The following is a 13276-nucleotide window of genomic DNA, read 5'->3' on the forward strand; positions in this document are numbered from 1 at the left end:
AAATGACTGTAAAAATTAATTTACCCCACGATAATTCTTATGAAATCTTTATTGATAAACTAAACGAACTATATTTTGATACAAAAGTTGTAATTGTTACAAACCCAACTGTTAGTGGCTTTCACTTAGAATACTTAAAAAGTAAATTAAATGCTAAAGAGCTTAGTATTTGTACTATTCCTGATGGTGAACAATATAAGCATATGGAAACAATTGAATCAATACTAGAGCATTGTTTTACAAAAAGATTAGATAGAAAATCTTTACTTGTAGCTTTTGGTGGTGGTGTTATTGGTGATATGACAGGTTTTGCAGCATCTATTTATCAAAGAGGTATTGATTTTGTACAAATTCCTACTACACTTTTATCTCAAGTTGATGCAAGTGTTGGTGGGAAAACTGGTATTAATAATAAATTTGGAAAAAACTTAATAGGTGCTTTTCACCAACCAAATGCTGTTTATATCGATCCTTCAATGTTAAAAACACTTCCAAAAAGAGAGTTTGGTGCAGGTGTTGCAGAAATTGTAAAAATGGCAGTTACTTTTAACAAAGAGTTCTTTGAGTGGTTAGAGCAAAATGATATTAACAAAGAAGAAAATCTAAAAATTGCAATTCAAAAATCTGTTGAAACAAAAGCTTATGTAGTTTCTCAAGATGAAAAAGAGCATGGAATTAGAGCTGCTTTAAACTATGGACATACTTTTGGTCATGTTGTTGAAAATGAAACAAATTATAATACATACTTACATGGTGAAGCTGTTGGTATTGGTATGATGATGGCAAATGAAGTTTCTGTTAAACTAGGACTAATGAGCAAAGAAGATGCTTTAAGAGTAAAAAGATTACTAGAAGTTTATGATATTCCTACTAGTTACAAAATTAAAGATGTAGAAGATTTTTATGAGCATTTCTTTTTAGATAAAAAATCTCTAGATAATAAAATTAAGTTTATTTTAGCACGTGGAATTGGTGATTGTTTAATTACAGATGAGACAAGTAAAGAAGATATTATAAAAGTTTTAAAAGGTTTCTCACGTGATTAAAAATTTTTTATTAGCACTTGTATTTTCAATATCTTTATATGGTGAAAATAATGCGATTGGTAATATTGATACTATTGATACAAAAGATAAAGCAGAAGTTAAACAAATTGAACAAGATATTATAAAAGAAAAATTTGATGAAGCACAAAAAGAACAAAAAGAAAAAGAATTAAGAGAATTAGAAGAACAAAAATCAAAAGAAATTGATATGCAAAATCTTGCAAAAATTAATATTCTTCTTGCAAAAATAGAAAAAATAAAACTAGAATTAAGAAACAATATTCTTTTGAAAAGATATTCAAACTATATTTCATACAGAAAAATATCTACTGAACTTGCAGTTTTAAAGAAAAGCTTAACAAAAAAGAAAGATGTAGATGAAGAAGAAATCTATCAACTTCATAATAAAATTAGAGTAAAAGAAAATGAGCTTGAATTAATTGAAGAATATAAAGGGTCACCTATTGGTGGTTTTATCAATCCTCCTGAGATTGAAAAATATGACCACATAACAAATCCTTTTGGAATTATAAACGCACTTTCTCAGATTAAAAAACTTGAAGATAATAAAAATAGATTTAAAAGTTTAGAAGAAAATATTAGTGATTTAACAATTAAACTTGATGATGAACTTTTTCTTTATTTAGAACTTTTTAATTTAGAGCAAAGAAGTGACTATAAAGAAGAAATTACTTTTCTAGATAAGCAAAAAAAAGACTTTAACATGGTTTTAGAAATTGTTTCAACTACTGAAGAAGTTTATACAAGAAAAATTGAACAAGTAATTTTAGAAATTAAAAACCAAATATCACAACAAATTCAAAAAATATTAATAATCTTTACAATTATAGTTGTTTTATCTTTTTTAGCATTTTTAGTAAAACTTGCACTTAAAAAATACTTCTCACAAAATGAGAGTTATTACATGACAAATAAAATAATCAACTTTACAGTTGTATTTTTAATTGTAATGGTTTTAATGTTTTCATATATTGATAATGTTTCATATCTTGTTACAATCCTTGGATTTGCATCTGCAGGTATTGCTATTGCTTTAAAAGATTGGTTTATGTCAATTTTTGGATGGATGGTAATAGTTACTTCTGGTTCAATTCAAGTAGGGGATAGAATTAAAGTAAATAGAAATGGTGTTGAAGCTGTTGGAGATGTTTTAGATATTTCACTATTTAAAATAACAATTAGAGAAGATATTACTTATACATCATATACAGTAAATAGAAGAACAGGAAGAATTTTCTTTATTCCTAATAACTATATTTTCTCAGAAATGATTGCAAACTACACTCATTCAGGTCTAAGAACTGTATGGGATGGTATTGATATTACAATTACTTTTGATTCAAACCATAAAAAAGCACAAAAAATTTCAAGAGATATTTTAAAGCATTATTCTAAAGGTTATACAGATATAACAAGAAAACAATTAAGTAAAATGAGAAGTAAATACCAGTTACGTGCTACTGGAGTAGAGCCACGAGTATTTACTTTTGTTGAACCTTATGGAATTGTAATTTCAGGATGGTATCTTACAAACTCTTATGCTGCTTTACAATTAAGAAGTACTATGAGTCCAGAAATATTAGAAGCATTTATGAAAGAAGATGATATTCATATTGCTTATCCAACTCAACAAATTAATATGAATAATACAGATAATCATTATGGTCCATCACGATCAAAAAGACCTAAACCAGAAGAATTAGAAGATATATAGAATAGAAGGCTAAAGAAATATATGAATTTTACAAAAGATAAACAAAAAGTATATTTTAAAACATTTGGATGTAGAACAAATGTATTTGATACACAAGTTATGATGAGTAATCTAAAAGATTTTGATATTACTCAAGAAGAAAAAGATGCAGATGTAGTTGTTATAAACTCTTGTACTGTTACAAATGGAGCAGATAGTACTGCACGTGGATATATAAATGGTCTTAAAAAACTTCCAAAAGATCCAAGAGTTGTATTTACTGGTTGTGGAGTTTGGACAAAGGGTGAAAGCTTATTTAAAGAAGAAAAAGTTGATGCACTATTTGGACATTCTGAGAAAGAAAAAATCAATGAGCTTTTACAAAAAGAAGATAGGTTCTTTCAAGCAGGAGATTTAGAACATTTAGATAATACTATTGTTGAAGAGTTTGTTGGAAAAAGTAGGGCTTTTATTAAAATTCAAGAAGGTTGTGACTTTAGATGTTCATACTGTATTATTCCTCATGTTCGTGGTGATGCAAGATCTTACAGCGAAGATAAGATTTTAGAACAGGTTGAAACATTAGCTTCAAATGGTTTTGGAGAGTTTATTTTAACAGGAACAAATGTAGGTTCTTATGGAAAGAAACAGCACACATCATTAGCAAAACTTTTAAAGAAAATGTCTAAAATAAAAGGTGTTAGAAGAATTAGAATGGGAAGTATTGAACCTATTCAAATTGACGATGAGTTCAAAGAATTAGTAAATGAGCCATTTATGGCAAAACATCTTCATATTGCATTACAACATACTTCAAAGGATATGTTAAAACTAATGAATAGAAGAAATAAAGTTCTTTCAGACTTAGAACTATTTGAATTTTTAAAAGAGAATGGTTATGCCTTAGGAACTGATTTTATTGTTGGACATCCAGGTGAAACTGATGAATTATGGAAAGAAGCTATGACTAATCTTCATAAATTTCCATTAACACATATACATGCATTTACATACTCAAAAAGAGATGGAACACCAAGTGCAACAATGAAACCTGAAGTAAGAGGTGATGTTGCAAAATTACGATATAACGAATTAACAAAAATTATTGAAGATAAAAATTTAAATTTTAGAAAAGATAATAATAAAACTTTAGAAATTTTAATAGAACAAGAAAAAAATGGAAAATATATAGGTTTAGATCAGCATTTCAATCAAATCGAAATAGAATCTTCTGTTGATTTAGTAGGAGATTGGATCTTTATAGATGACTATGAAGTAAAGGCTAAAAACAATGTCGCAAAATTCAGATAACAAAGTACTCGATAAAAATTTTAAATTAATGGCAATGTCTGCTGTTGTATTATTAATATTATTTGTATATACACTATATAAAGGTGGTTCACATATTGAAGGTGGGTCTTATTATTTAGGAATTGGTTTCTTATTTATTTTACTTTTTGTTGCATTAATAGTGAAAATGAAACAAGATAAATTAAAAGAATATTTTAATAAAAATAAAAAGAATTCTGCATTTGGTACACAACTAGAACAATCAAAAGCTAATGCTTCAAATGAAGATTTAAATACAAATATTCATGCTGTAAACTCAAATGTAACATTTAAAGATGTTGCAGGAATTAAAGAAATCAAAGAAGAGCTAGAAGAAGTAGTTGATTTTTTAAATGAGCCTCAAAAGTATTTAAAACATGGTGTAAAACTTCCAAAAGGTGTAATTTTAGTTGGACCTCCTGGTGTTGGTAAAACTTTAATAGCACGTGCTGTTGCAGGTGAAGCTGATGTACCATTCTTTTATCAAAGTGGTGCTTCTTTTGTGCAAATTTATGTGGGAATGGGTGCTAAAAAAGTAAGAGAATTATTCGCAAAAGCCAAGCAAAATGCACCTGCTATTGTATTTATTGATGAAATAGATGCTGTTGGTAAAAAAAGAAGTGGAACTTCAAATGATGAAAGAGAATCTACACTAAACGAGCTATTAACTCAAATGGATGGTTTTGAAGGTGATAGTGGTGTTATTGTTATGGCTGCAACTAATAAAGTTGAAGTACTAGATGAAGCACTTTTAAGAGCTGGAAGATTTGATAGACGTGTTCATGTTGGTCTTCCAAATATTGAAGATAGAAAAAAGATTTTAGAATTATATTTAGATGGTAAAAATCATGAAATAAATATTGAGCAATTATCAATTGACACTACAGGTTTTAGTTCAGCTGCCTTGTCTACACTTATTAATGAAGCTTTATTAAATATGATAAAAAGAAAATCTAAAATATTAGATAGTGATGATATTGAAATAGCAAAAAACAAACTTCAGTTTGGTAAAAAACAAATTAAAATATTAGATGAAAAACAAAAAGAAATTCTATCTATTTATCAAGCATCAAAGGCTTTTATTTCAAAAACAAAAGTTTCATTATTTGATGAAAGTATAGAAAAAATATCTGCTACATATCCGTCTTATCATGAACTTTGTGAGAATATCAAAAGGGATTTAGCTGGTTTTATTGGTGTTGAAGTAATAAAAAAAGAAAAATACGCAATCAATCATAAAGATTTAGAAGATGCAGATACTTTAGCTGATGAAATTGTAAATAAATACAAAATGTCAAATTCAAAAGAAGAATTATTAAACAATATTAAAAATGATTTAAGAGCTGAATTATCACATAATGCAGATGAAATAAATAGATTAAAAGAAATTATGCTTAAAAATGAGGTTATAACGACTAATGATATCTAAGACTTATTTTTCAGGTTTTTGCTTAGAAAATGAAGAAGAGCTTTTTAGTGAATATATCATTAAAAATGATTTTACAGTTTCAGGCTTTTCTTATGGAGCTATAAAAGCTTTTGAAGAAGTTTTATCTTCAAAGCAAAGAGTTGATAAGTTACAACTTTTTTCACCTGCTTTTTTTCAAGAGCAAGATGAAAAATTTAAAAGAATGCAATTAATGTTTTTTAAAAAAGATGCAAATGCTTATTGTGCTAATTTCTTAGAAAATATTGCCTACCCAAGTAATATTGATTGTAGTAAATATTTTGTTCAAGGAAATTATGAACAATTAGATGAACTAATTAATTATGAATGGTCTGAAGATAAATTAGAACAATTAGAAAGAAAAGGCACAAAAATAGAAGTATTTTTAGGTGCTGATGATAAAATATGTGATTCTTTAAAAGCAAAAGATTTTTTTGCTAAATATGCAAGCGTTTATTACATAAAAAATGTAGGACATATATTAAATAAGTAAAACAAAATTAAATAAATATGAAGGAATTATAATGAATGAAAAAAAAGCAAAAATAGGAATAATAACAGCAAGTGATAGAGCAAGTAAAGGAATTTATGAAGATTTATCTGGACGTGCAATTATAGATACAATGAATGATTATTTAACTTCACCTTGGGAAGAAGTTTATAGATGTATTGAAGATGACCAAAAAACTTTAGAAGAAACAATGAAAGACTTAGTTGACAATGAAGGATGTTGTTTAGTAGTGACTACTGGTGGAACAGGACCAGCAGCTAGAGATGTAACTCCAGAAGCTACAGAAGCTGTGTGTGATAGAATGATGCCAGGGTTTGGTGAATTAATGCGTGCAGAATCATTAAAATTTGTTCCAACTGCTATTTTATCAAGACAAACAGCAGGTTTAAGAGGAAGTTCATTAATAGTAAATCTTCCAGGAAAACCTAAATCAATTAGGGAGTGTTTAGATGCAGTTTTTCCTGCAATTCCATATTGTATTGATTTAATGGAAGGTCCATTTTTAGTTTGTAATGAAGATGTAATTAAACCTTTTAGACCAAAAGCAAAATAAAATTTTATGCAAGATATTATAAAAAAATTAGATTTAGCAGATTATTTAGAATCTTTTTCAAATTTTTTAGCTAGAAAAAAATCAATAATCTTGGAAGGAGATATTAATCTTCATCATAAACTAATAAATGAACTTGGTAAATTTGATGTTAAAGCTCCCAACGAAGTTGCTAATTTAGATACTGCATTAATGCATATTCAAAAGCAGGGTGTTTTAAAAGTTGATGAGATTATTGAGTTTACGAAGATAATCAAATATTTTAATTATTTAAAAAGATTTAGCTTTGATGGTAAACTTCAAGAATGGATTGATAAGATTATAATACCAAATGATATTACAAATATTTGTGATTATTTTGATGATAGGTCAAAATTAAAAGATGGTGTTAATGAGCAATTTGATTCAATTAAATATGCAATTTCATCAAATAAAGAAGAAATAAAACAAAGTTTATATAGAACAATTAATAACCAAAAAGTTAGATCTTACTTAGTTGATTCTCAAGTTCATTACATAAATGGAGAAGAATCATTGCTTGTTCGTGGTGGGTTTAATCATGTTTTAAAAGCACAAGTAATAAATAGATCAAATGCAGGTTTCTTTTATGTTTTACCTCATAGTGTAAGTTCATTAAAACAAAAACAAAATGATTTAGTAAATAAACAAGAAGAAATACTTTTAAAAATTTGTAAGCAAATTTCATCAACTTTTGAAAAAAATTTAATGTTTTTAAAATTTATAAATAAAGAGTTTGATAGATTTGATCATTACCAAGCAAGACTATTTTTTGCAAAAGTAAATGATAAAAACTTCATAATTCCAAGTAAAAAAAACATAAATAAATTAGTAGATTTCTCACATCCAGCACTTCATGATGCAAAGCCTATTAGTATTGATTTTTCTAAATCAGTTGTAATGATTACAGGAGTAAATGCTGGTGGTAAAACAATGATGTTAAAATCAATTTTATCAGCTGTTTTACTCTCAAAATATCTTATTCCATATAATGCTCATCAAGATACAACAATAGGAAACTTTAAAAGTATAAATGCCGTTTTAGATGACCCTCAAAGTGTAAAAAATGATATTTCAACCTTTGCAGGAAGAATGCAAGAATTCTCTAAATTATTTACTAGTAAAAATGCAATTGTTGGTGTTGATGAAATTGAGCTTGGAACTGATTCTGATGAAGCAGCTTCTTTATTTAAAGTAATTATCGAAGAGTTAATTAGTAAAGATATTAAAATTATTATTACAACACACCATAAAAGACTAGCAGCGCTTATGGCTTCAAATGATGATGTTGAACTAATTGCTGCACTTTATGATGAAGAAAATAGATTACCTACTTATGAGTTTTTACAAGGAACTATTGGAAAATCTTATGCATTTGAAACAGCTTCAAGATATGGAATTCCAAATAATGTAGTTAAAAAAGCAAAAGAAGTTTATGGTGATGATAAAGATAAACTAAATGAGTTAATTGAAAGAAGTTCTGAGCTTGAAAAAGAGTACAAACTTAAGATTGAAAAACTTAATAATGAAATATCAAAAATGGAAAAATTATCAAGAAACTTAAGTGAGCAAAAAGAGACTTTAGATGAGCATATATATTCAGAGAAGTCAAAACTACATAAAGAGTATAAAGATGCACGGGATGAAGCTAAAAAAGCTATTAAAGCTAAATTAGTAGGAGAATCACATCAGCATTTAAATATTGCTCATAAAAAAGCAAGTGATATTAAAACTACAAAAGTTCAAGAAGCTGTTGAGTTAAAAGTAGGGGATAGAGTAAAATATAGAAGTACTAAAGGTGTTCTTGTTTCAATAAAAGGTGCTAAAGCGTTTATTGAAAATGATATGGGAATGAAAGTACAAGTTAAATTAGCTGATTTACAAAAATCAGGAAATCCTCCAAAACTAAAAAAGAAACCTATTAAAGCAACTGTAACAGTTCAAAAACCCTCAGGTGGGCATGTTAAATTAGATTTACATGGACAAAGAAGTGATGAAGCAATAGCAAATCTTGATAAGTTTTTATCGGATGCACTAATAGCAGGTTTTGATGAAGTTTTAGTTTATCATGGAATTGGAACTGGAAAGTTATCATTTGCTGTTAAACAGTTTTTAGATTCTCATCCAAGAGTTGAAGGGTATACAGATGCACATCCAAGTCAAGGTGGCTTTGGTGCAAAAGTTATAAAGCTTTAAAAGCTTTATAACCTTTTTATATATAATTTATTTTTTTAGAGATTTAATAAAGTTTTCCATTGTTTCATTTGCAGCCTCATTTGGTGCTTCTAAATAGTTTATAACAAATAAATCTTCTAATTCACAAACTCCAATACTTCTTGGTCTTACTGCTAAAACCTCAGGTGTTGGTAACTCTTTTCCAAAACAGAATATAATATTTTTAGCTGCTTTTATTTTTGGACTTACTTCACCCATTTCTAATGATGATGTATGAGCATATTGGTCAAAAATTGCTATAAATGCAATAACAGGATGAGAATCAATCTTTACTTGTAATGCGTTTATTATTTCATCAACACTTTTGAATTCTACTTCATCTTTTTTAAACTCAATTTCAAAAATAGAATATTTATCTTTAAATAGTTTTTGTTTCATTTTATTCCTTTATTTTATTGATAAGAATGAGTCAATAACACAATTCATTCTTTCTTCTATATCTTTGCCATCTATATCCATGTAATCTGTTTGGATTTTATAAACTAGCTTTCCATCTAATTTAAATTCAAAAACTAAATAACCTGCATAAAGTTTTGATTTAGCACCTTTCTTACCTTTGTCCTCTTTATCATTTTCATAAATGTAGTAATCGATTTCAAGTTTTTTATCACTAACTTGATTTGATTTTATATGTTTTTTTAATACTTTATTTAAGATTGCATCTGCTTGAGATACATCTAAAATATTGATTAAATGACTTTGCATTAATTTTGAATATTCAATATCTGATTTGATTACAAAATTGTTTGTTTCTATTAAGTTATTTGTTTCCCAAATAGGATTCTCAAACTCTATTTTTTCAAATGTTATTGTTTTTTCTTGACACTCTAATCTTTTTTTCTTTGGATCGAATTTATTTAACTCTTCAAAAACTGCAAATGTAACAAATAATATAATAGCAATTAATATAATTGGTAATATTTTTTTCATAAGTTTTCCTTATTCAGTATTATAATTAATACTTATTTTTGGTATGATAGCAAATAAACTTTTATATGTCAATAAATTATAGTTTACATAAGTAAAAATTATAATTATAGTAAAGAAAGAATCTTTACTATAATTACTTAGAGATTTTTAAATCAATATTTGAAGTTTTTTCTGTAGTAGTTTTTATCTTAATCTTTTTAGATGTTTTTATTTGTTTAGCAGGTATTTTCTTTTTTTCTAATAAGTATTTTTTTATATTATTTACTCTATTTAAAGCTATTTTTGAAAGTTCAGCTTTTTTAACTTCTTGTTTTGAAGTTACAAATGATTCTAAAGCATTTGTATAAGCTTTTAAATCATTAGGAAATTTGTTTTTAAGTGTTTCTAACTCTTGGTCATAATCTTCATAAAGCTCTTCTAATAGTTCAAGATAATCTTCTTGATAATTTTTTGCTTGTTTATTTGGTAGTTCATTTGAAATAAATTTATTAAGTTTATTAGTTTTTAGAGCATATAAGTCTTTTCCCTTTTCATAAGATGGATCAAATTCTAAAACTAGATTTGGACGTTTTAAAAGTATTACAGATACCTTATCAAGTGTTTCTTTTTGAATTGGAGTTATTTCATCTTGGGCATAATTAAAATTAACACTATTGATTTCATCTGCTTCAAATCCAAAAATTGAACCAAGAAGTGAAAATGGTGCAGTAATTGCTTTTGTAATTAAATTTACAAATGCTTTCCAAACAATAGGTCCAATAGAAAATTGAGGATCATCCATATTCCCAGATACTGGAATACTTAAATCGATTACTCCATTTCTATCTTCAAGTAATGTAATTGCTAAGTCTAAAGGAAGAGAAACAGCATCTTTACTTACTACTTTTTTACCAAGTTCTAATTTTGTGATTACAATATTGTTTTTTGCATCAAGGTTTGATTTTTCTATATTATATTTTAAATCAAGGTCTAATTTTCCACTTTTTAACTCTTTTCCTATAAATTTACCAGTATATGGTGTAAAATTCTGCATAGAAATATTTTTGAAAATCATATTTATATCTGTTAATATTTTGATATTATTAGGATCTACAAGACCTGTAATTTGTGTTGTTCCATATTTATCAACAATACCGTCAACTTTTAGTTTTGAAGTTGATGCTACTGTTGTATTAAGTCTTGATACTTTACCGTTTAAAGCACTAACTGTTGTTTTAAAAGGAAGTGGTAAATTTTTATCTTCAAAAGATAAAGTTGCATTTTTTATATTTATTGGTCCAATATTCAACTTAGCACTTGATTCTTTAGAACTTTTGTTTTCAGTTTTTTTAGCAACTGTTGCTTTTGCATTGTTTTTTTCAAGTATTACAGAAATATTTGGTTTTGAAATATCTGTTTTTAAGACTTTTAATCCATTTTTACTATTTGTAATACCACTTACACTTATGTCAATATTTTTTGCAATTATATTTGTTTTATCTTTTTTATTCTCGATTGTAACGCTAGGGTCATAAACTCTAATAGAAGATAAACTTAAAGTGTTATTGTTTTGTTTAAGTCTATTGATATTTACTTCTGCATTTGATGAATAAATATTCATACTATTTTTATTATCGTTTAGAGTCAATTTCCCTTTTTTGATTTTTGCAGTTTTTATAGAAATATTATTATTGTTTAATAAAAATGAGTTAATGTTTGCATTTATTTTATTAATATCTAGTTTTAAATTATTTGCTTTGTCATTTATATTTAACTTTGGGTTAACTAAAGAAGCACTGGCAAGTGATATTTTAGAACCATTTATATTTAATTTATTTGCTGTTAAACTAGTATTATTCGTACTTATATCTAATTTTGCTTTTGCATCATTAAGTTTTAAACTAGGAGTATTAAGCTTTATTCTATTTATTGAAACAATAGATTTTATGATATTTAAATCATTTACATTCAAGGCTGTATTACTTGTTTGAATACTAAGTTTATTTTTTAAATCTTTAAATGAAATTTTCGGTGTATCTAACTTTGTTTGTTTTATATAAACATCTGCACCTTTTATTTTAAGGCTATTTATATTCAGTTTTGGTTTATTTATATTGATATTTAATGAAGCTTTATTATCTTTAAATGACAAATTACTTTTTGAAAGATTAACATTAGAAATATCTATATTATTATTTAAAATTGAAAGCTTGTCAAATGAAATATCACTATTATCAGTACTAATAAACATTGAGTTTTTATTGTCTTTATAGTCTATATTGGGATTAGATATTTTAAAACTATTAAGATAAATATTTGAACCATCAATATTAACACTTGAAACATTTGTATTGAATTTTTTTGTTTCAACACTCATATTTTGAACTTTATCTTTAAAAATAAAATCAGAGTTTGTTTGTTTTAAATTTGATAATAATACTTTCCAAGGTTTAGAAATAGTTTTTTCATCACTTATTGGTGCTTCTTTTTTTGTCTCTTTTGAAGCTTTTACTAAACTTGCTAAATTTATACCATTTTTATCCATAATAAGATTTGTGTAAAGTGTATTAATTTCTATATTGTTTAGTTTTAAATCTTGTTTTAGTAAATCAAGATTTAAATTTCCTATTTTTAACTTATTTAGCTTGATAATATCATTTTTATTTTGTTTTAGTTTAATATCTGATAGTTCTAATTTTGTAGTATTAACTTTTAAATCAAAATCATCTTTCGCATCAATATTATAATCTAGAGCTAAATCAAATCTAGCTTCTTCATTTATATCAAAGTTTAATATCTCTTTTTGTTGGTAAAGAATCTCTTTTAATCTTAGATCACTAATTTTAGCTTTTCCATACATTTTAAAAGGAGATACATTGAAAGCACCTTTTAAACTTAACTTTGTATGCTCATTTATATTTAATTCTAAATCATTTGAAGCTAAACTATTTTTATAGGTTCCTACGTCATATAGAGTGTAGTTAGCATTTTTTATAGTAAGTTCATAAGGTTTATCTTTTGTAATCTTTTTATAGTTTACATTTAGATTTTCAAGTTTTATTTTTGAGATTAAAAATTTTATATCTGATGAACTTTCATCTTTTATCTCTTCTTTTTTTTCCGTCTCTTTTTCTTTTACAATTTTTGTAAGATTTATTATTCCATTTATATCTTCTTCAACATTAACAACTGTATTTTGAAGTAAAACATTATCTAAACTTACATGTGCTTCAAGAATCGAACGTAATAAAGCAATATTTAACTTAAACTGCGAAAATGAAATGACTTTTTCACTATCTTTATTATTTAAAGCCAAATTATGTATTTTTGCCTCGAGTGTAAAGGGGTTAAACTCTACTTTTTCAATTGTTGTTTTTAAAGTTAAGTTATCATCTAAGTTTTTTACTAACTGATCTTTTAAAACATAAGGAATTAATTTAAATCCAATTGTTATATAAACAGCTAGAAAAAAACAAAGCCAATAAAATGTTTTTTCTATTTTTCCCATTTTTTAACC

The 13276-nt window shown here is 26.0% G+C and carries 10 protein-coding genes; 7 read left to right on the plus strand and 3 right to left on the minus strand.

Features of this window, described 5'->3' with window-relative positions:
• Positions 1-2 precede the first annotated feature (2 nt).
• Genes aroB through LPB137_RS06725 form a run of 7 tightly spaced genes read left to right on the plus strand, consistent with a single transcriptional unit; the run spans position 3 to position 8811 of the window.
• Positions 3-1046 carry a 3-dehydroquinate synthase gene (gene aroB, locus LPB137_RS06695; protein WP_076086088.1) on the plus strand — a complete coding sequence of 348 codons (1044 nt, stop codon included), beginning with the start codon at positions 3-5 and terminating at the stop codon, positions 1044-1046.
• A complete protein-coding gene (locus tag LPB137_RS06700; protein ID WP_076086091.1) occupies positions 1039-2781 on the plus strand; it encodes a mechanosensitive ion channel family protein in 1743 nt (580 codons plus the stop codon). The genes aroB and LPB137_RS06700 overlap by 8 nt, the downstream gene beginning before the upstream one ends.
• Positions 2782-2802: 21 nt before the next feature.
• The gene (mtaB, locus tag LPB137_RS06705; protein WP_076086094.1) at positions 2803-4071 is read left to right on the plus strand and encodes a tRNA (N(6)-L-threonylcarbamoyladenosine(37)-C(2))-methylthiotransferase MtaB; all 1269 of its coding nucleotides are present in this window, start codon (positions 2803-2805) and stop codon (positions 4069-4071) included.
• A complete protein-coding gene (locus LPB137_RS06710) occupies positions 4052-5518 on the plus strand; it encodes an AAA family ATPase (RefSeq protein WP_076086097.1) in 1467 nt (488 codons plus the stop codon). Before mtaB ends, LPB137_RS06710 begins: the two co-directional genes overlap by 20 nt.
• On the plus strand, positions 5508-6029 hold the full coding sequence (bioV, locus tag LPB137_RS06715; protein ID WP_076086099.1) for a pimelyl-ACP methyl ester esterase BioV: 522 nt from the start codon (positions 5508-5510) through the stop codon (positions 6027-6029). The genes LPB137_RS06710 and bioV overlap by 11 nt, the downstream gene beginning before the upstream one ends.
• Positions 6030-6060: 31 nt before the next feature.
• Positions 6061-6600 carry a molybdopterin adenylyltransferase gene (gene mog / locus LPB137_RS06720; protein WP_076086102.1) on the plus strand — a complete coding sequence of 180 codons (540 nt, stop codon included), beginning with the start codon at positions 6061-6063 and terminating at the stop codon, positions 6598-6600.
• Positions 6601-6606: 6 nt separating this feature from the next.
• Positions 6607-8811: an endonuclease MutS2 gene (locus LPB137_RS06725; RefSeq protein ID WP_076086105.1), complete on the plus strand. Its 2205-nt coding sequence runs from the start codon at positions 6607-6609 to the stop codon at positions 8809-8811.
• 27 nt (positions 8812-8838) lie between these two features.
• On the opposite strand, the gene LPB137_RS06730 is transcribed toward LPB137_RS06725, so the two are convergent.
• The 3 genes from LPB137_RS06730 to LPB137_RS06740 all read right to left on the minus strand — a co-directional run bounded on the left by LPB137_RS06730 (position 8839) and on the right by LPB137_RS06740 (position 13267).
• Positions 8839-9228 carry a DUF6858 family protein gene (locus LPB137_RS06730; protein WP_076086108.1) on the minus strand — a complete coding sequence of 130 codons (390 nt, stop codon included), beginning with the start codon at positions 9226-9228 and terminating at the stop codon, positions 8839-8841.
• Positions 9229-9237: 9 nt separating this feature from the next.
• The gene (locus LPB137_RS06735) at positions 9238-9780 is read right to left on the minus strand and encodes a hypothetical protein (RefSeq protein WP_076086112.1); all 543 of its coding nucleotides are present in this window, start codon (positions 9778-9780) and stop codon (positions 9238-9240) included.
• Between the two features lie 133 nt (positions 9781-9913).
• On the minus strand, positions 9914-13267 hold the full coding sequence (locus LPB137_RS06740; protein WP_076086113.1) for a DUF748 domain-containing protein: 3354 nt from the start codon (positions 13265-13267) through the stop codon (positions 9914-9916).
• Between the last annotated feature and the right edge of the window lie 9 nt (positions 13268-13276).

The organism is Poseidonibacter parvus (assembly GCF_001956695.1).
In the GTDB taxonomy this organism is placed as follows: Bacteria; Campylobacterota; Campylobacteria; order Campylobacterales; family Arcobacteraceae; genus Poseidonibacter; species Poseidonibacter parvus.

What these genes read in the sequence shown, in the direction of transcription:
- aroB (WP_076086088.1), top strand. Translation starts at nt 3, where the DNA reads ATGACTGTAAAAATTAATTTACCCCACGATAATTCTTATGAAATCTTT.
- mtaB (WP_076086094.1), top strand. Translation starts at nt 2,803, where the DNA reads ATGAATTTTACAAAAGATAAACAAAAAGTATATTTTAAAACATTTGGA.
- LPB137_RS06710 (WP_076086097.1), top strand. Translation starts at nt 4,052, where the DNA reads ATGTCGCAAAATTCAGATAACAAAGTACTCGATAAAAATTTTAAATTA.
- bioV (WP_076086099.1), top strand. Translation starts at nt 5,508, where the DNA reads ATGATATCTAAGACTTATTTTTCAGGTTTTTGCTTAGAAAATGAAGAA.
- mog (WP_076086102.1), top strand. Translation starts at nt 6,061, where the DNA reads ATGAATGAAAAAAAAGCAAAAATAGGAATAATAACAGCAAGTGATAGA.
- LPB137_RS06725 (WP_076086105.1), top strand. Translation starts at nt 6,607, where the DNA reads ATGCAAGATATTATAAAAAAATTAGATTTAGCAGATTATTTAGAATCT.
- LPB137_RS06730 (WP_076086108.1), bottom strand. Translation starts at nt 9,228, where the DNA reads ATGAAACAAAAACTATTTAAAGATAAATATTCTATTTTTGAAATTGAG.
- LPB137_RS06735 (WP_076086112.1), bottom strand. Translation starts at nt 9,780, where the DNA reads ATGAAAAAAATATTACCAATTATATTAATTGCTATTATATTATTTGTT.
- LPB137_RS06740 (WP_076086113.1), bottom strand. Translation starts at nt 13,267, where the DNA reads ATGGGAAAAATAGAAAAAACATTTTATTGGCTTTGTTTTTTTCTAGCT.